We start from the raw sequence: 17,028 nt of genomic DNA on the forward strand, positions 1-17,028 counted from the left end.
ACCCGGTTGCCCAGGGCACGATGTCGGCCGTGGACGCCGAGGACTTCGCTCAGGTCAGGGACGCCGTCCGGCAGCTGGTCCGGGAGGTCGTCGTCCCGCTGGAGGAGCGCATCGAGCTCGAGGACCGGATACCCGACGGCCTCCGGGCCCGCGCCGCCGAGATGGGCCTGTTCGGGTACGCGCTGCCGGAGGAGTACGGCGGACTCGGCGTCACGATGTCCGAGGACGTCGAACTGGCCATGGAGCTCGGCTACACGACGCCGGCGTTCCGGTCGCTGTTCGGCACCAACAACGGCATCGCCGGCCAGGTGATCGCCCGGTTCGGCAGCGCGGAGCAGAAGCAGGCCTGGTTGCCCGGACTGGCCGAGGGCCGGCTGATCGGCTCCTTCGCGCTCACCGAGGCCGAGGCCGGCTCGGATCCCGCGGGGCTGCGCACCACCGCCCGGCGGGACGGCGACGGCTGGCTCCTCGACGGCACCAAGCGCTACATCACGAACGCGCCGATCGCCGACCTGTTCGTGGTCTTCGCCCGCAGCGATCCCGCGGAGCGTGGTGGCCGGGGCATCTCCAGCTTCATCGTGGCGGCCACCACCCCCGGGCTCACCGTGGGCCCGCGCGACGCGAAGATGGGCCAGTCGGGCGCCTGGACCGCCGAGGTCGTCCTCGACGGGGTGCGGGTGCCGGCCGACGCCCTGGTCGGCGAGGAGGGCCGGGGGTACGCCAAGGCCCTCACCGTGCTCTCCCGCGGCCGGTTGCACATCGCCGCGCTCTGCGTGGGGATGGCCCAGCGGGTGCTCGACGAGTCGGTCGGCTACGCCGCCAGCGCCCACCAGGGCGGCGCCCCCATCGGACGGTTCCAGCTGGTCCAGGCGCTGCTCGCCGACATGCACGCCGAGCTGCTGGCCGGCCGGGCCATGGTGCGCGACGTGGCCGCCGGGTACGACAGCGGCGCGGACACCTCGATCGGCCCGTCGTCGGCCAAGCTCTTCTGCACCGAGATGGTCGGCCGGGCGGTCGACCGCGCCGTGCAGGTGCACGGTGGCCTGGGGTACCTGCGCTCCACCCCGGTCGAGCGCTTCTACCGCGACGCCCGGCTCTTCCGCCTGTACGAGGGGACCAGCGAGGTGCAGCGCGTGATCATCGGGAGCGGGCTGCTCCGGGAGGCGGGCATGCCGCGCACCTGAGGGGCTGGGCCGCGGAGTCGAGGTAGGCGTCCAGTGCGGCGGCGCCGGCGAGCATGGCGCGGCTCCTGGCCGACAGGCGGGCGCGCCAGTCCCGCAGCATCGACTCCAGCGGCGCCACACCTCCGGCCGAGCGGACCTGGGCGATCACCGGGGCGATCTGCTCCAGCAGGTAGCCGCCCCGCCGGAGCTGGTGGGCCAGCAGGGCGTCGCGCACGTCCGCCGCGCCGTACACCCGGTAGCCGGTCTGCGGATCGCGGCGCGGCCGGACCAGGCCGGCGCGTTCCCACGTGCGCAGGGTGGCCGGGCGGATGCCGAGCCTGCGTGCCAGTGGACCGACGAACACGTCGCCCGGACGCTGCACCAGCGGTTCGAGGTCGCCGACCGCGGCCTCGACGGCCTCGAGGGTGCGGCGGTCGTCGACGACCTGGGCATGGCTCTCGTCGACGAGCCGGAGGGCCTCCTCGGTCGCGCCCCGGTTGACCGCGCGCATGATCGCCGCGGCGGCCTGGTGTCCGTGGCCGGGCACGAGGGCGAGGAAGGCGCGCAGGGCCTGCGCGTGCAGCGGCGTGTAGGTGCGGTAGCCGTGCGCGGTGCGTCCGGCGCTCGGCAGGATGCCGGCCGCCTCGTAGTTCCTCACCGCCTGGGTGGACAGGCCGTGGCCGCGCGCCAGGTCGACCGGCCTGAGCCTGCCGTCGACTTTGAGGGTTCGTCCCATCGTCCTGCCTGGAGTCGCGGAGAAGTCTCAACCGGGAGTTCAACGATACCGTCGAAGGGATGACCGCCCTTGCTGGAGACATCGCCCAACCCGTCGAGGCCGCGACCGTCATGCGGCTGCTCCCCACCCGGCCGCGGCTGCTCGCCCTCGGCGAGCCCACCCACGGCGACGACGTCCTGCTGGAGCTGCGGAACGACCTCTTCCGGCAACTCGTCGAGCAGGAGGGCTACCGGACGATCGCGATCGAGAGCGACTGCCTGATGGGCCTGGTCGTGGACGACCACGTCACCTCGGGCACCGGCGTCCTCGACGACGTCGTGGAGCGCGGCTTCAGCCACGAGTGGGGTGCCTTCCCGGGCAACCGTGACCTGGTGCGCTGGATGCGCGCGTACAACGACGGCCGGCCCGCGGCGGAGCAGGTCCGCTTCGCCGGGTTCGACGGCCCTCTCGAGATCACCGGCGCCGCGAGCCCTCGGCAGGCCCTCACCGCACTGCACGCCCACCTCGCCGCCCGGGTGGACGCCGCCCTGCTCCCCTGCACCGCGGAGACGCTCGACGGCCTGCTCGGTGCCGACGACCGGTGGACCGACCCCGCAGCGATGAGGGACCCGTCCCGGTCCGTGGGGCGGACGCCGGACGCCGTCGCACTGCGGCTGCTCGCCGACGACCTGGTGGCGTTGCTCGACGCGCAGGCGCCCCGGCTGCAGGCGTCGTCCGCACCCGAGGACCGGGATCGGGCGCTCCTGTACGGGCGGACCGCCACCGGCCTGCTCCGGTACCACTCCTGGATGGCCGACACCTCCCCGGGCCGCCTGGCGTGGCTGCTCGGAGTACGCGACTCGATGATGGCCGCCAACCTGCTCGCGCTCGCCGACCGGGGCCCGACGCTGGTCAGCGCCCACAACGGCCATCTGCAACGGGACCAGAGCACCATGCGGATGGGCGGCGGCCCGGTGGAGTGGTGGAGCGCCGGCGCGATCGTCAGCGCCCGTCTCGGGGAGCAGTACGCCTTCCTGGCCACGGCCCTCGGCACGATCGGCCACCGGGGGGTGGGCGCCCCGCCCCCGGACACCCTCGAGGGGCTCCTGTACGCGCTCCCGCAGGAGCGCGGCCTGGTCGACGCCCGCCGGCTGGCCGCGGCGCTCGCAGACGCGACGCCCGCCCCGCGCGTGTCCCCCTGGTACGGCTACTCCCCGCTGGATCCGGCGTCCGTGGCCGGTACCGACGGGATCGCGTTCGTCAAGGACGCCGGGCGGGGCCAGGCACTCCCGCACGGCGACGCCACGGCCTAGTCGGCCCGCGGGCCGGGGGCGTTGGCGGGGTCGCCGCCGGGGTCGAGCTCGGGCCCGCCGGCCGGACGCAGCAGCGGCCCCGGGGCGCCCGCGCCACGGCCGAGGGCGGCGACGAACTGGGCGAGCACCTCGTCGCCGCGGTGGAACGGCGCCCAGTCCAGCAGCCGCCGGGCGCGGGTGGTGTCGAGTGCCGGCGCCTCGAGGCCGATGTCGAGCCACCCGGGTTCGGTCGGCACCACGTGGGCGGCGAAGGCGGCCGCCAGTCCCGCGCGCAGCACCGGCGCCGGGACCGGGACCCGCACCGTGCCCAGGGCGCGGGCGATCGCGTCGGCGTCCATGGTCGGCTGGGCGGCCAGGTTGAAGGGGCCGGGAGCGCGCCGGTCGAGCATCCGCTCCACCGCGTCGGCGACGTCGTCGGCGTGCACGAAGCCCACGTGCACCGCGGGCAGCGGCAGGGGCAGCAGCCGGGCGACCGGGCCGGGCAGCAGCCGGGCGGCGCCGAAGAGCAGCGGGCCCAGGAAGTAGCGGCCGATCTCGCTGCTGGCCTCGGGCTGGAGCACCAGGGTCGGGCGGACGACGGTCAACGTCGTCCCCGCGCGGGCCCCGAGGACCTCGCGGACGGCCAGTTCGGCCGCCGACTTGTCGCGGCTGTACTGCGCACTGGGGATGCCGGTGGTCGGCCAGTCCTCGGCGACCTCCCGCCCTCCGGCACCGGCCGCGTAGGCGCCCAGGGACGACATGTGCACGAACTGGACGACGCCGGCGGCCGCAGCGGCGCGGGCCACCCGCCGGGTGCCCTCGACGTTGACCTGGTGCAGCTGCTCGGGTCGGCGCCCGGGCTGCAGCGCCCACGCCAGGTGCACGACGGCGTCCACCCCGCCGACGAAGCCGGCCAGCACCTCGTCGCTGGCGGGGTCGCCGAGGTCGGCCAGGTGCCACTGCACGCCGTCGTAGGGGGCGCCCTCCGGAGGCCGGCGGCGGGCCAGCCCGCGGACCTCGGCCACGCCGCTGGTCGGAGCGGTGAGCCGGCGCAGCAGCGCCGTGCCGACGTTGCCGCTGGCGCCGGTGACGGCGACCCGCAGGCCCTGGAGGTGGTCCCGCGACAGTTCAGCCATGCAGGGCGGCTACCCGCAGTCCCGCCGGTGAACCCGACCGCGGAGGTGCCCGTCCCGCGGAGGCGGTCACTGGACGGCCGCGTCCTCCAGCGGCCGGCCGCGCTGCTCGGGGAGCGCCCAGGAGGCGAGCGCGGCCAGCACGAAGAAGCTCGCGAAGGTGCCGAAGACGAGGCCGGTGCCGCCGGCGTCCAGCAACGGGGGCACGCACAGCGGCGCGGCGATCGAGGCGATCCGCCCGAAGCCCGCCGCGGCGCCCGACCCGGTGCCGCGCAGCGCGGTCGGGTAGACCTCGGGCGTCACCGCGTAGACCGCGCCCCACGCGCCCAGGTTGAAGAAGGACAGCACCATGCCGGTGACCAGGACGGCGGTGTCACCGTCGGCGAGGGCGAACAGCCCGGCCCCGAGTGCCGAGCCGACCAGGAACACCACCAGCGTCGGACGGCGCCCCCAGCGCTCGATGAGCACCGCGGCGGCGGCGTAGCCGGGTAGCTGGGCGAGGGTGATCACGAGGGTGAACCCGAACGAGCGGACGAGGGAGAACCCGGAGGCGACGAGCAGGGTCGGCAGCCAGATGAAGGCGCCGTAGTAGGCGAAGTTGATGCCGAACCAGACGGTCCACAGCGCCGCCGTGCGGCGCCGGGTGTCCGGCGCCCAGAGCGCGCCCGGCCCCGCCGGCGGCACGGGCCGGGACGGCGGCGACGGGACCGGCGCCACCCCGGCCGCTGACTCGAACCGGCGCACCGCTGCCTCCGCCTCGTCCACCCGGCCGCGCAGCTCGAGGAACCGGACCGACTCCGGCAGCCCCCGCCGCACGACGACGGCGTAGACCGCCGGGACCGCTCCCAGCGCCAGGGCCCAGCGCCAGCCGGCGTCGCTCCGGGGGACGACGAGGTAACCGATCAACGCCGCGGCCAGCCAGCCGACCGCCCAGAACGCCTCCAGCGCGACCACCACCCGGCCCCGCACCCGCGCCGGCGCGTACTCGCTGACCAGCGTGGAGGCGACCGGCAGCTCCGCACCCAGACCCAGGCCGATGAGGAACCGGAACACCAGCAGCGACGCCACCGACCAGGCCAGCGCCGCCGCGCCGGTGGCCACCCCGAACACCAGGAGCGTGAGCGCGAAGACCTGGCGCCGTCCGATCCGGTCGGCGAGCAGTCCCCCGAGGGTGGCACCGAGGGCCATCCCGACGAAGCCGATGGAGCCGATCCAGGACAGCTCCGTGGGGCTCAGCGACCACTGGACGGCGAGCGCGGCCATGACGAACGAGATGAGCCCGACGTCCATCGCGTCCAGGGCCCAGCCCACGCCGGAGCCGACGACCAGCCGGCCGTGCTCGCGGGTGAACGGCAGCCGGTCCAGGCGCTGGGCCCGGGTCGGCGAGGTCGTCGTCGCGTCGGTGGTCATCGGGCGGCCCGTACCCCGTGTGCGCTCGGCACACGCGGGGCCACGGCCGGCTCAGCCGTCGCCGTCCTCGCCGTCGGTGGCGTCCTCCACCTCCCGCTCGACGTCGTCGACGCCCTGCTCCACGTCCTGCTGCACGTCGTCGTCGACCACGTCCCCGCCGCAGGCGGCAGTGGTCAGCGAGGCGACGGCGATCGCGAGCCCTGCGGCTGCGGTGCGCCAGCGACGGGTCGGTGCGGACATGGTGCCTCCCCTGATCGACAGCCCGATCGGACCAGGGGAGTGCCCGCGGGCGGGAGGGTCCATGCACCCGCGGGACCCGGTACCGGTAGCCCGCCGTTACGGTAACGTGCCGGTTACCGAGTGGGGGAGGTGGCGGCCGTGCGTTCCTACGAGTCGACGGCATCGATCTCGGCGGGCGCCGACGCCGTCTGGCGCGTGCTGGTCGACGTCGGGAGCTGGCCGGCCTGGGACTCCGGCGTGCAGGCCGTCGACGGCGCGGTCGCGCCCGGCGCGACGCTGACGATCCGCTCGCGGGCAGCCCCCGGGCGCGCCTTCCCCGTGCGCGTGACGGCGGTCGAGCCGGCATCCCGGCTGGAGCTGACCGGTGGCCTGCCGCTGGGCCTGTTCCGTGGTGTGCGGACCTACACGCTCACCCCCGACGGCGCAGCGACGACGTTCCGCATGCGCGAGGAGTTCACCGGTCCGCTGCTCGGGCTCATCTGGCGCTCCATGCCGGACCTGCAGCCCTCGTTCGACACGTTCGCCAGGGGCCTCGAGGCCAGGGTCGAGGGCCGGTGACCGGGGCCGCCGGCGCGCCCGCCGGGGACCCGTTCGAGGCGCTGGGGGACCCGAACCGGCGGCAGATCCTCAGCCTCCTCGGAGCGGGCGACCGATCGGTGGCCGAGCTGGCCCGCGAGCTGCCCATCAGCCGGCCCGCGGTGTCGCGGCACCTGCGGCTGCTCAAGGACGCCGGGCTGGTCGCCGAGGAGCCGCGCGGCACCCGCCGGATCTACCGACTGCAGGAGCAGGGGCTCGAAGCGGTCCGGCGCTACCTCGAGCAGGTCTGGGGGGAGGCCGCCGCCCGGTTCCAGCGCACCGCCGAGGAGACCGGCCGTCGGCCGTGACCGAGCCGCTGCGGTTCGCCGTCGACGTCGCCTGCCCGGTGGAGCGCGCCTTCCGGGTGTGGACCTCCGGCATCGGCTCGTGGTGGCCGGCCGACCACACGGTGACCGGCGAGGCGGGGCTGCAGGTGGTCCTCGACGGCCGGGTGGGCGGGCGCGTCTACGAGCGCACGGCCGGCGGGCTGGAGCACGACTGGGGTGAGGTGACCGCGTGGGAGCCGCCGTCCCGGCTGGCCTACCGCTGGTTCCTCCGCACCGACCGGGCCGACGCCACCGACGTCGAGATCCGTTTCGTGGACACCGGTGCCGGCACCACGCGCGTCGAGATCGAACACCGGGGCTGGGAGCGGCTCGGCGCCCGCGGCGAGGCGTGGCGCGACCGCAACGCCGGCGGCTGGTCGACGCTCCTGCCGCACTACCGGGCGGCCCTCCCGACGCGGTGACGGCGCAGCGGTCAGCGGACGAGCATGCCGGCGTCCACGGGCAGGGCCACGCCGGTGATGTAGCGGGCCTCGTCGGAGGCGAGGAAGGCGACCGCTGCGCTCACGTCCTCCGGCTGCACGAGGGTGACGTCCAGCAGGTTCGCGACGTCCTGGGCCGGCTTGGGCGGGGTCTCGGCGTCGCCGCCGAACAGCGCCGCCACGGCCGGGTTGAGCAGCATCGGCGTCGCGACTCCGGAGGGGTTGACGCAGGTCACCCGGACGCCGTGCGGCGCCAGCCAGTTCGCCCACGTCCGCATGAGGCCGACGACGCCGTGCTTGCTGGCGACGTAGCCGTCGCCCCCGCCGGAGCCGTCGCCGCCGCGCCCGGTCAGCCCGAACGCCGAGCTGGTGAGGACGACGGCGCCGCCGCGCGCCTGTTCCACGAGGACCGGTGCCGCGGCCTGCACGGTGTTCCACACGCCGACGAGGTTCACGTCGAGCTGGTCGCGGAAGGCGTCGGCGGCGGGGGCGTCGGGCGACATCAGCCCGATGCCCGCGTTGGCCAGCACGACGTCGAGCCGCCCGAGCTCGGCCACGCCCGCGCGCACGGCGGTCCGGAGGGCGTCGGCGTCCCGGACGTCGGCCTCGGCGGTGACCACCCGCCGGCCGCGTTCCTCGACCAGCCGGCCGGTCTCGGCGAGGTCCTCGGGCGAGGCGAGGTCGTAGGCGACGGTGCCGATCGGCGCGCAGAGGTCGACCGCGATGACGTCGGCGCCCTCCCCGGCCAGCCGGAGCGCGTGGCTGCGACCCTGTCCCCGTGCCGCGCCGGTGATGAAGGCGACCTTGCCGTCGAACCGTCCCACGAGCCCTCCCAGGTCGGATGTCCTGCAGTCAGGACCGGTCGAGACGGTGCGACTCATCGGCCCGGACCGGCCGCTTGGCGCCGTGCGGGTGTTCCCCGCGCACTGCCGCACCTGCGGCAGGCGCCGTGCACGAGGAACGCCGGCAACGTGGCACGCCGCCCACGACCTCGCCCGGGGCGCCGCTCCCTCAGCGGTGCCAGGTCGTGACGTGCGCCGGCGGATCGATGCCCGGGACGAGGTCCGGCGCGGGGACGGCGGGGCCCGCGACGGTGCTCAGCGGCAGGACGCCGGCCCAGTGCGGCCCGTCGAGGTCCCCGGGGTCGTCGATGGGCGGGCCACTGCGGACCTTGACCGACACCTCGGCCAGCGGCAGCCCGAGCACCGTCGTCGCGGCCAGCTCCTTGCGGTCCGGCGCGCGGGTGCCCGCCATCCGTCCGGGGACGACCCGGTCGACCAGGGCGTCGAGTGCGGCGGCCTTCTCGGCCGGGTCGGTGACGACGGCCGCCGTCCCGTGCACGACGACCGAGCGGTAGTTCACCGAGTGGTGGAACGCCGACCGGGCCAGCACCAGCCCGTCGACGACCGTGACGGTGACGCAGACGTCCAGGCCGCCGTCCCGCGCGGTCACCATGGCCCGCGCGCCGGTCGAACCGTGCAGGTAGAGCGTGTCCTCGACGCGCGCGTGCAGCTGCGGCAGGACGACCGGCCGGCCGTCGACGACGAACCCGACGTGGCACACGACGGCCTCGTCCAGGACGGCGTGCACCGTCGCCCGGTCGTAGGACACCCGCTCGCGGTGGCGGGTCGGCTCGGTGCGCGGGCTGGACGGGTAGGTCACCCGCTCATCCTCCGGGTGCGCGCCACGGGTCCGCCGGGTCGAGCGGTTCAGCCGTGCGCGCGGACGTGCTCGGTGACCAGGTCGACGGTGCGCTCGGGCGCGAGCTCGGGGATCCAGTGGGTGACGCCCTCGAGCACCTCGAGCCGGTACGGGGCGTCGACGAAGCCCCGGGTCTGCTCGGTGGCGGCCCGGCCGAGGAAGGCGTCGCGGGTGCTCCACAGGTGCAGCGTCGGCACCCGCACGGTGCCCACCGGGTCGCGGGCGTCCCAGGGCAGCGCGCGGTACCAGGCGATCGCCGCCGAGAGCGCCCCCGGCTCCCGCATCCGCGCCACGTAGTGGTCGCACTGCTCCGGTGGCAGCCCGCCGCGGAGCATCACCCGCCGCAGCGGCATCCCGCCGGCCGCGAGCAGCAGCCGCTCGGGGAGGAACGGCACCTGGAAGAGCCCGACGTAGTACGACCGCAGCGCCTGGTCGCTGGTCACCATCGCCCGCGCCGCGGCGGCCGGGTGCGGCACGGACAGCGCCGTCACCGTGCGCACCCGCTCGGGGTGCCAGGCGCCCAGCGCCCACGCCACCAGCCCGCCCCAGTCGTGCCCGACGACGTGCGCACTGCCCAGCCCGGCCTGGTCCAGCAACGCGAGGACGTCGGCGGTCAGCTCGCGCATGCGGTAGGCCGGGCGCCCGACCGGCCGGGCGCCGGGGGAGTAGCCGCGCTGGTCGGGTGCGAGGGTGCGCAGCCCGGCGGCGTGCAGCCCGGGGGCCACCGCTGCCCAGGCCGTGGAGTCCTGCGGGAACCCGTGCAGCAGCACCACCGGCTCCCCGTCGGTCGGGCCGCCGTCCAGGACGTCGAAGACCATGCCGTCGCGCCGGAAGCTGTCCACCCCGCGACCCTGCTCCCCGGTCCTGGGAGGCGCCAGTGGGCCGCGCCGCGTCAGCCGGCCGGCTCCGTGCCGGGGTGGCGCAGGGCGCGCGCGATCAGCCGCTTGGCCGTGATCAGCTCGGCGTCCCGGTCGCGGTCGGGCTCGGGGTAGCCGCGGGTGTGGAACCCGTCGGTCAGGGTGAGCACCCACCGCGCGGCGGTGGCCGAGGGCATCCCGGGGTCGGCCAGGCCGGCCGCACAGAGCCGGTCGACGAGGTCGGCGATGCCCGACATCATCCGCCGGTCGCCGTCGGCCACGAGGCCCGCGACCTCCGGATCGCGGTGCGACTGGGCGAGGATCTCGACGATCAGGCCCGGGACCAGCGGGTGGGCCGCCTCGGCGGCGAGCCGGTCGACCACCCCGAGCAGCGCCGTCCACGGGTCGTCCTCGGCCTGCGCGGCCGCGAACGCGTCGTCCCAGTCGGCGCGGTCGGCCTCGAAGAGGGCGAGGAAGACCGCCCGCTTGGACGGGAAGTAGTGGAACAGGGCGCCGGTGGAGACCCCGGCCGCCCGGGCGATCTCGGCCGTGGTGGTCGCGGCCAGACCCTTGGTCGCGAACAGCTCGAGCGCTGCGCCGACGATCTCCATCCGGCGCTGCCGGTGCCGCTCGGGGTCAACGGTGCGCATCCACCCCATCTTCTCCCACGGGGGCCTCGCGCCCCTCGCGGGCCGCTGGGCCGCGCCGCTTGCGCCGCACCTCGCGGACGGCCAGGACGACGGCGACGAGCACCGGTCCCCAGTACTCGGCCGTGGCCAGCACCGCCAGCAGCCAGCCCGGGAGCGAGACGTCGGGCAGGTCCGGCCAGTCGACGTCCGGCCAGGGGATCGAGGGCAGGTCGACGTCCGGCCAGGGGATGGCGGGCAGGTCGACGCTGGGCACGAGCCCCGCCAGCCACTGCAGCAGTGGACGGACCAGGGCCTGGAGCAGCACGGCCAGGCCGAGCAGGGCACCGAGCACCCGGCCCACGGCCAGCACGACGTGCCGCGAGGCCCACAGCCGGGGATGCCTGTCCTCGAGCGCCCGCAGCCGGGCGGCGAGGGTGCCCGGCGCCGGATCGAAGGGGTGCCGCTCGGCGGTGGCGAGCTCCAGCGCCGTCGTCACCCCGGCGGGGACGTCGTCGCCGCCTGCCTCGGGGGTCGGCCGGGGCACCAGCAGCACGGCGCGGGCCACCACGCCCGGTACCGGCGCGAGCACCAGCACCGTCGGGCCGGGCTCCTCCCCGGCCGGCAGCGGGAGCCGCACCCGGCCGAGGCCGCTGGCCGCACCGACCGGCGTCCCGTCGCGCAGCAGGGTGACGGCGGTCCGCAGGCCGCTGCGCCGTGCCGTGATCTCGAGTCGTCCGCCCTGCCACGTCGACGTGGGTCCCGCCATGTGCCCATAATCCGACCGACCGCTCGGTTTATCAACCCCCGCGAGCCTGTCACCGTCCTGACGACCAGGGGGCCTGATCATCGGCGGAGCGGGCACAGACGGCGGGGATCCGGGACCATGGGTGGCGTGACGGCCACCGCGCAGGAGCTCATCGTCCTGGTCGACGACGACGGGACGGCGATCGGCACCCTGCCCAAGCCCCTGGTACACCACGGCGAGACCCCGCTGCACCGTGCGTTCTCCGCCTACCTCTTCGACGACGCCGGCCGGCTGCTGGTCACCCGCCGCGCCGAGGGCAAGCAGACCTTCCCCGGCATGTGGACCAACACCGTGTGCGGCCACCCCGGGCCCGGGGAGGACGACGCCGCCGCCATCGCCCGCCGTGCCGCCTACGAGCTCGGCCTGCAGGTGGACGGCCTGCGCGAGGCGCTGCCCGGCTACCGCTACCGCGCCGAGTTCCGCGGGGTCGTGGAGAACGAGGTCTGCCCGGTCTACCTGGGCCGCTTCACCGGCACGCCGTCCCCCGACCCCACCGAGGTCGGGGAGTGGGAGCTGCTGGACTGGGCCGGGTTCCGGCACCGGCAGGAGACCGAGGGTGACGACGCCTGGTCGCCCTGGTGTCGGGAGCAGTCGCGGCTGATCGAGAGCGCGGGGCTGGCCCCTGTGAGCTGACGGTAGTGGGAGCGGCACTGCTCGTGGCGGCCACCCGGGAGGCCCGTGTCGCAGCACGGACCCGCCGGACGCGAGCCCTAGCTTCCGCCGCATGGAGCGCCGACGGTTCCTCCTCTTCCTCGCGGCCGGGCTGGCGGGCACGGCCGTGGGCCGCGGCACCGCCGGCCTCGTCGACCCGGAGCGGACCCCTCAACCCACCGCCGTCCCCGCGGCGGCCGCCGAGCCCGCGCCCCCCGCCGCCCCGGCCCCGCTGCCGCCCGTCGGGGTCGTCGACGGGCTGCCCGGTGAGGGGACGTCGCTGGCCCTCACCATCGACGACGGCACGGACACCGACGTCGTCGCGGCGTTCTGCACGTTCGCGACCGACACCGGCGTCCGGCTGACGTTCTTCCCCAACGGCAGCTACCGCTCGTGGGAGACCAACGGCGACCTGCTGCAGCCGCTCATCGACTCCGGCCAGGTGGCCATGGGCAACCACACGTGGTCCCACCCCGACCTGACCACGCTGTCCGACGACCAGGTCGCCGAGGAGATCGGCCGCAACCGAGACTGGCTGGCCACCACCTTCGGCGTCCGCGACACCCCGTTCATGCGGCCACCGTTCGGCGCGCGGAACGAGCGGATCGACCGGCTGTCGGCCGAGGCCGGGCACCCCACGATCGCGTTGTGGAACGGCACGCTCGAGGACCACCGCATGATCGGCCCGGAGCAGCTCATGGACGCCGCCCGCCGGTGGTTCACCGGCCAGGCGATCGTCGTCGGCCACGCCAACCAGCCGACGGTCACCACCGTCTACGACCAGCTCCTGGCACTGCTCGCCGAGCGGCAGCTGCGGACGGTCACCCTCGCCGACGTCTGGCCGACCGGGCTGGCGCGGATCGGGGCGACGGTGGGCCGGGCGGCCGTCGCCTGATCGCGCCGACCTGCGGCCGTTCGCCTGATCGGCGAGGCTGATCGACGACAGTCGGTCGGCAGACGGAGGAGCGGATGGTCGACAGCGGGATGCTGCAGGGGCGGGTCGCCCTGGTGACGGGCGGGGCCAGCGGACTGGGCCGGGCGACCTGCGTGGCGCTCGCCGAGGCCGGGGCCCACGTGGCCGTCGCCGACATCGACCCGGCCGGGTCCGAGCAGACCGCGGAGCTGGTCGCCGAGGCCGGCGGGTCGGCCGAGGTGGTCGCGCTCGACGTCACCGACGACGCCAGCCGCCGGGCGGTCGTGCAGCAGCTGTTCGACACCCACGGCGAGGCCTTCGACATCCTGGCCAACGTGGCCGGCATCGACCGCCCCGGCTACGTCACCGACATCGACCTCGCCGACTACCAGCGGGTGCAGGCGGTCAACTGCGAGGGACCGGTCTTCCTCACCAGCGAGTTCGTGAAGCGGGTGCAGCACCTGCCCGAGGGCCGCACCGCCGACGTGGTGCACATCGTGTCCCTCTCGGCGATCACCTCGGGCAGCGGCGCGATCGCCTACAACGGGTCCAAGGCCGGCTTCCTCAACGCGACCCGGTGCATCCAGCGGGAACTGCGCGAGAAGGCCACCCGCGCCGCGGACGGGACCGAGCGGCCGTTCCCGTGCCGGGTGCAGGCGGTCATCCCGGCCGCGATGGACACCCCGATGATGGAGCAGTGGGGCATCCCCGCCCACCTGATGATGCCGCCGTCGGCCGTCGCGGAGATGGTGCGCACGCTCGTGACGCTGCACCCGGCGGCCTTCGTGCCCGAGATGCAGATCGTCCCGCGGCTGGAACCGAACTTCCCCCGCTGACCGGCCGGCGCACCCGAGGAGGAACCACCATGAGCACCCCCGACGACGACCTCGACACCGCGATGGCGACCGGCTCCGACGCAGGCGTTCCCGGTGAGCACCTGGGGGACGGCGAGCTGACCCCCGATGAGGAACGCCTGCTCGCCGAGCTGTCGAGCGGCGGGCCCGCGGAGCCGATCGGCGACACCGACGCGATGGCGCGTGCGGCCGAGGACGAGGCACCACTGCCCGCGGCGGGCGGCGACCAGGGCGACGGGCTCAGCGCCCGGTTCAGCGCGCCTCCGGCGGAACCGGGCTGAGGATCAGGCGTCGGGCCGGACGGGGACGAGCCGGCCGGCCGCCAGCGGGGCGCACCAGGCCGCCAGGGCGCTGAAGGTGCTGCGGGCCGCGCCGACGATCCGGTCGGCGTCCCCGCCGGCGGCCACCCGCTCCCGGGTCGCCCGCCGGTAGGCGTGCCACATGGCGCCGGTCTCGGTGCCGTAGGGGGAGAAGGCGCCCAGCCGCACCTCGGGGCCGAGGGTCGGCAGCCCGGCGAGGTGGCGCGAGATGAACGTGCCGCCGAGCGTGGACCCCTCGAGCACGTAGAGCCGGCCGAGGGCCTGGTCGGTGTCCCCGACGGCCGGCAGCTCCGGGCCGCCGGAGTCCTCCGGTGCGGCACCGAGGGCGGCCAGGTCGTCGGCGAAGAGGTGGGCGCGCCGGCGGCGGGTCCAGCCGACGGTCCCGGCGTCGGCCGGTTCGCGGCGGGCCCACGCGTCCAGGCCGGTCTCGGCTGCGGTCCAGTACGCGTGGAGGCGGGTGAGGACGTCGACCAGCCGGTCCCGGTCCAGGCCGGGGTCCATCAGCCCGAGGGTCGCCTCGACGTCCTCGTGCTCGGCGGCCGTGGCCGAACGCAGCACCGCGAGGACGTCGGCGTCACCCGCATCTCGAGGCAACGCCTCTCCCTCCTCCGGCTGCCCCGAGGGTAGGTCACGGCGCCCGGAGCGTCGGTCAGCCGGCGGCCGGACCGTTCCCGCGCAGGCGGGCGCAGCGCAGCGAGGCGTGCACCAGCAGCCGCGCGTCCCCGTCGGCGAGGTCGAGGCCGGTGAGCTCCTCGATCCGCCCCAGCCGGTAGTAGAGCGTCTGCCGGTGGATGCCCAGCTCCTGGGCCGCACGCGCCGCCCCGGCGCCCGCGTCCAGCCACACCTCGGCGGTCTCGGTGAGGACGGGGTCGGCCAGCAGCGGGGAGACGGCCGGGTCCGGAGCGGCCAGCCCGGCGAGCAGCCGCCAGCTGCCGAGCTCGTCCCAGTGGGCGACCGGCGAGAAACGGGCGACGGCGGCCGCGACGTCCGCGGCCGTCCGCGCCTGGTCCCACCGCTCGGCCAGCCCGGCGACTCCACGCGCGACGGTGGAGAGACCGGCCGTGCTGCCCCGCGGCAGCCCGGCCAGCGCGGCCGCGGCCAGGGCGCCGGCCGGGCGGAGGTCGCCAGGGGCGCGCACGGGCAGGAGGACGGCGGCCAGCGGAGCGGGTCGGTCCTCCTCGTGCAGCACCGCGCTGATCGCACCGCCGCCGGGCCCGCGCCAGCCCGCCGGGAGTGGCGCGCCGGCCGGCCGGAGGGCCACCAGCACGAGGGCGGTGTCCGGGCCGTGGGCCGCGGCGAGGGTGCGCGTGGCCTGGGCCCGCGCGGCGGGGGTGCCGGTGAGCGCCGTGGCGAGGGGGCGGCCCAGGTCGCCGGCGGTCCACTCCCGCTGGGCGAGCAGCCGGCCGGCCTCGGCGGCCAGCTCGCGCGCGCGGGCCAGGGCGGGGTCGGCGCGGTCGGTGGGGTCGGTCCGGCCGCCGTCGAGCAGCCACAGGTAGCCGTGCGTGCGCCCGCCGTGCCGGACCGGGAGCACCAGCCGGGTGAGGATGCCGGCGGCCGGGTCCGCAGGGATGCGCAGCGGGCCCTCGGCGCCGGCGATGACGAAGTCCTCGAACCAGCGCCGGGTGTCCGGTGCCGATCCGCGGCCGAGGATGGACCGGGTGCGAACGGCGTCCATGACCGGGGTCGCGTCGACGGGGGTCGCGTCGACCGGGGCGCCGCCGTCCACCGGGGCGCCGCCGTCCACCGGGGCGCCGCCGTCCACCGGGTGGGCGCAGAAGGCCAGCAGGGTGAACGCGGCGTCCTCCAGGGTGGCCGGGGCGCCGAGCAGGCCGGCCACCTGGTCGACCAGGTCCTGCAGCTCGTCCCGCACGCGACGTCTCCTGTACAGGTGTCTGAACCCGGACGGGAGACACCGTACGTCTGTCGCTGGTGGCGGCGTCCGTGGCTGCCTAGCGTCGGATCCGGCGGGCAGGACCGCGGACGTGCACCGGGCACCTCCGCGGACGTGCCCGGAGAGGGAGGCAGCGCGTGCTCTCGCAGAAGGCACTGCTGCTCGGTGCCGCGCGGCGTCCCGGGCTGCGGCGGCTGGTCACCGGCAACCGGGCCACGCGCGCGGTGGTCGACCGGTTCGTCGCGGGCGAGACCCTGGACGACGCGCTGTCCGCCGTCCGCCGGCTGACCGGGCAGGGGATCGGGGTGACCCTCGACCACCTCGGCGAGGGCGTCACCGATCGCAGCGAGGCGGTGCGCGCCCGCGACGCCTACCTCGCGCTGCTCGACGGCCTCGCGCCACTGGGACTGGGCCGGGCCGCCGAGGTGTCGGTGAAGCTGTCGGCGTTCGGGCAGGCCCTGCCCGGCGGGGGGACCGACCTCGCGCTGGAGCTGGTCCGCCCGGTGGTGGAGGCGGCGAGCGCGATCGGCACCACGGTGACCCTCGACATGGAGGAGTCGGCCACCGTCGACTCCACCCTGACCGTGCTCGCCGAGCTCCGCCGCGACCACCCCGGCACGGGTGCGGTGCTGCAGGCCGCGCTGCACCGGACCGAGGACGACGCCCGCGCGCTCGCCGTCCCCGGATCGCGGGTGCGGCTGGTGAAGGGTGCCTACGACGAGCCACCGTCGGTCGCCCACCAAGGGCGCGACGACGTCGACGCCGCCTACGCCCGGTGCCTCGGCGTCCTCATGAGCGGCCCCGGGTACCCGATGGTCGGCAGCCACGACCCTCGGTTGATCTCGATCGCCCAGCGGCTGGCCGCCCGCGCCGGCCGGACGCCGGACTCCTGGGAGGTCCAGATGCTCTACGGCATCCGGACCGCCGAGCAGCACCGGCTGGCCGCCGCGGGCGTGTGCGTCCGCGCCTACGTCCCCTACGGCCGCGACTGGTACGCCTACTTCATGCGGCGGCTGGCCGAGCGTCCCGCCAACCTGCGCTTCTTCCTGCGCTCCCTCCTCACCTCGTCCTGACCCACCGTCCGGCCGGCGTCGTCACTCCGGCCGCCGTTC

At 76.0% G+C, this 17,028-nt stretch carries 21 protein-coding genes; 10 read left to right on the forward strand and 11 right to left on the reverse strand.

Annotated elements, in window-relative coordinates; translation table 11 throughout:
* Positions 1-20: 20 nt before the first annotated feature.
* Positions 21-1,184, forward strand: a complete 1,164-nt coding sequence (locus GCU56_RS15280) for an acyl-CoA dehydrogenase family protein (protein WP_204332162.1) — start codon at positions 21-23, stop codon at positions 1,182-1,184.
* Here the strand turns inward: GCU56_RS15280 and GCU56_RS15285 are convergent.
* The gene (locus tag GCU56_RS15285; protein WP_163482607.1) at positions 1,138-1,899 is read right to left on the reverse strand and encodes a TioE family transcriptional regulator; all 762 of its coding nucleotides are present in this window, start codon (positions 1,897-1,899) and stop codon (positions 1,138-1,140) included. The genes GCU56_RS15280 and GCU56_RS15285 overlap by 47 nt on opposite strands.
* 59 nt (positions 1,900-1,958) lie before the next feature.
* Here GCU56_RS15285 and GCU56_RS15290 point away from each other — a divergent pair, with 59 nt between their 5' ends.
* Complete coding sequence (locus tag GCU56_RS15290) at positions 1,959-3,191, forward strand: erythromycin esterase family protein (RefSeq protein ID WP_163482608.1); 1,233 nt, start codon at positions 1,959-1,961, stop codon at positions 3,189-3,191.
* Here the strand turns inward: GCU56_RS15290 and GCU56_RS15295 are convergent.
* The 3 genes from GCU56_RS15295 to GCU56_RS15305 all read right to left on the reverse strand — a co-directional run bounded on the left by GCU56_RS15295 (position 3,188) and on the right by GCU56_RS15305 (position 5,953).
* Entirely contained in the window at positions 3,188-4,306 is a 1,119-nt protein-coding gene (locus tag GCU56_RS15295) for an NAD-dependent epimerase/dehydratase family protein (RefSeq protein WP_163482609.1), read from the reverse strand. The two genes, GCU56_RS15290 and GCU56_RS15295, sit on opposite strands and share 4 nt — an antisense overlap.
* A gap of 66 nt (positions 4,307-4,372) precedes the next feature.
* Positions 4,373-5,713, reverse strand: coding sequence for an MFS transporter (locus tag GCU56_RS15300; protein WP_163482610.1), 1,341 nt, complete (start codon positions 5,711-5,713; stop codon positions 4,373-4,375).
* A 51-nt stretch (positions 5,714-5,764) separates the two neighbouring features.
* Entirely contained in the window at positions 5,765-5,953 is a 189-nt protein-coding gene (locus GCU56_RS15305; RefSeq protein WP_163482611.1) for a hypothetical protein, read from the reverse strand.
* A gap of 138 nt (positions 5,954-6,091) precedes the next feature.
* On the opposite strand from GCU56_RS15305, the gene GCU56_RS15310 reads away from it, so the two are divergent.
* The 3 genes from GCU56_RS15310 to GCU56_RS15320 are packed head-to-tail and all read left to right on the forward strand — an operon-like array spanning position 6,092 to position 7,277.
* Positions 6,092-6,511 carry an SRPBCC family protein gene (locus tag GCU56_RS15310; RefSeq protein ID WP_163482612.1) on the forward strand — a complete coding sequence of 140 codons (420 nt, stop codon included), beginning with the start codon at positions 6,092-6,094 and terminating at the stop codon, positions 6,509-6,511.
* Complete coding sequence (locus tag GCU56_RS15315; protein ID WP_345771860.1) at positions 6,508-6,837, forward strand: ArsR/SmtB family transcription factor; 330 nt, start codon at positions 6,508-6,510, stop codon at positions 6,835-6,837. The genes GCU56_RS15310 and GCU56_RS15315 overlap by 4 nt, the downstream gene beginning before the upstream one ends.
* The gene (locus GCU56_RS15320) at positions 6,834-7,277 is read left to right on the forward strand and encodes an SRPBCC domain-containing protein (RefSeq protein ID WP_163482613.1); all 444 of its coding nucleotides are present in this window, start codon (positions 6,834-6,836) and stop codon (positions 7,275-7,277) included. The genes GCU56_RS15315 and GCU56_RS15320 overlap by 4 nt, the downstream gene beginning before the upstream one ends.
* Before the next feature lie 11 nt (positions 7,278-7,288).
* Here GCU56_RS15320 and GCU56_RS15325 read toward each other — a convergent pair whose 3' ends face one another.
* The 5 genes from GCU56_RS15325 to GCU56_RS15345 all read right to left on the reverse strand — a co-directional run bounded on the left by GCU56_RS15325 (position 7,289) and on the right by GCU56_RS15345 (position 11,248).
* Positions 7,289-8,119 (reverse strand): mycofactocin-coupled SDR family oxidoreductase, encoded by an 831-nt coding sequence (locus tag GCU56_RS15325; protein ID WP_345771861.1) that lies wholly within the window; start codon positions 8,117-8,119, stop codon positions 7,289-7,291.
* A 187-nt stretch (positions 8,120-8,306) separates the two neighbouring features.
* On the reverse strand, positions 8,307-8,957 hold the full coding sequence (locus GCU56_RS15330; protein ID WP_163482615.1) for a pyridoxamine 5'-phosphate oxidase family protein: 651 nt from the start codon (positions 8,955-8,957) through the stop codon (positions 8,307-8,309).
* A gap of 47 nt (positions 8,958-9,004) precedes the next feature.
* Entirely contained in the window at positions 9,005-9,838 is an 834-nt protein-coding gene (locus GCU56_RS15335) for an alpha/beta fold hydrolase (RefSeq protein ID WP_345771862.1), read from the reverse strand.
* Between the two features lie 50 nt (positions 9,839-9,888).
* Positions 9,889-10,503: a TetR/AcrR family transcriptional regulator gene (locus GCU56_RS15340; protein WP_163482616.1), complete on the reverse strand. Its 615-nt coding sequence runs from the start codon at positions 10,501-10,503 to the stop codon at positions 9,889-9,891.
* Positions 10,490-11,248 (reverse strand): hypothetical protein, encoded by a 759-nt coding sequence (locus GCU56_RS15345; RefSeq protein ID WP_163482617.1) that lies wholly within the window; start codon positions 11,246-11,248, stop codon positions 10,490-10,492. Before GCU56_RS15345 ends, GCU56_RS15340 begins: the two co-directional genes overlap by 14 nt.
* A 117-nt stretch (positions 11,249-11,365) precedes the next feature.
* On the opposite strand from GCU56_RS15345, the gene idi reads away from it, so the two are divergent.
* From idi to GCU56_RS15365, 4 genes are all read left to right on the forward strand, one after another.
* Positions 11,366-11,920 carry an isopentenyl-diphosphate Delta-isomerase gene (idi, locus tag GCU56_RS15350; protein ID WP_163482618.1) on the forward strand — a complete coding sequence of 185 codons (555 nt, stop codon included), beginning with the start codon at positions 11,366-11,368 and terminating at the stop codon, positions 11,918-11,920.
* Between the two features lie 91 nt (positions 11,921-12,011).
* Positions 12,012-12,833 (forward strand): polysaccharide deacetylase family protein, encoded by an 822-nt coding sequence (locus tag GCU56_RS15355; protein ID WP_163482619.1) that lies wholly within the window; start codon positions 12,012-12,014, stop codon positions 12,831-12,833.
* A 74-nt stretch (positions 12,834-12,907) separates the two neighbouring features.
* A complete protein-coding gene (locus GCU56_RS15360; RefSeq protein WP_163482620.1) occupies positions 12,908-13,687 on the forward strand; it encodes an SDR family NAD(P)-dependent oxidoreductase in 780 nt (259 codons plus the stop codon).
* Positions 13,688-13,716: 29 nt separating this feature from the next.
* Positions 13,717-13,986 (forward strand): hypothetical protein, encoded by a 270-nt coding sequence (locus tag GCU56_RS15365; RefSeq protein WP_163482621.1) that lies wholly within the window; start codon positions 13,717-13,719, stop codon positions 13,984-13,986.
* A 3-nt stretch (positions 13,987-13,989) separates the two neighbouring features.
* On the opposite strand, the gene GCU56_RS15370 is transcribed toward GCU56_RS15365, so the two are convergent.
* Both GCU56_RS15370 and GCU56_RS15375 read right to left on the reverse strand, forming a co-directional pair.
* A complete protein-coding gene (locus GCU56_RS15370) occupies positions 13,990-14,619 on the reverse strand; it encodes a biliverdin-producing heme oxygenase (RefSeq protein WP_163482622.1) in 630 nt (209 codons plus the stop codon).
* 55 nt (positions 14,620-14,674) lie between these two features.
* On the reverse strand, positions 14,675-15,895 hold the full coding sequence (locus GCU56_RS15375; RefSeq protein WP_163482623.1) for a helix-turn-helix domain-containing protein: 1,221 nt from the start codon (positions 15,893-15,895) through the stop codon (positions 14,675-14,677).
* Between the two features lie 158 nt (positions 15,896-16,053).
* Here GCU56_RS15375 and GCU56_RS15380 point away from each other — a divergent pair, with 158 nt between their 5' ends.
* A complete protein-coding gene (locus tag GCU56_RS15380) occupies positions 16,054-16,989 on the forward strand; it encodes a proline dehydrogenase family protein (protein WP_163482624.1) in 936 nt (311 codons plus the stop codon).
* The last annotated feature ends 39 nt before the right edge of the window (positions 16,990-17,028 follow it).

It is taken from the genome of Geodermatophilus sabuli, assembly GCF_010686765.1.
GTDB classification, from domain to species: Bacteria; Actinomycetota; Actinomycetes; order Mycobacteriales; family Geodermatophilaceae; genus Geodermatophilus; species Geodermatophilus sabuli_A.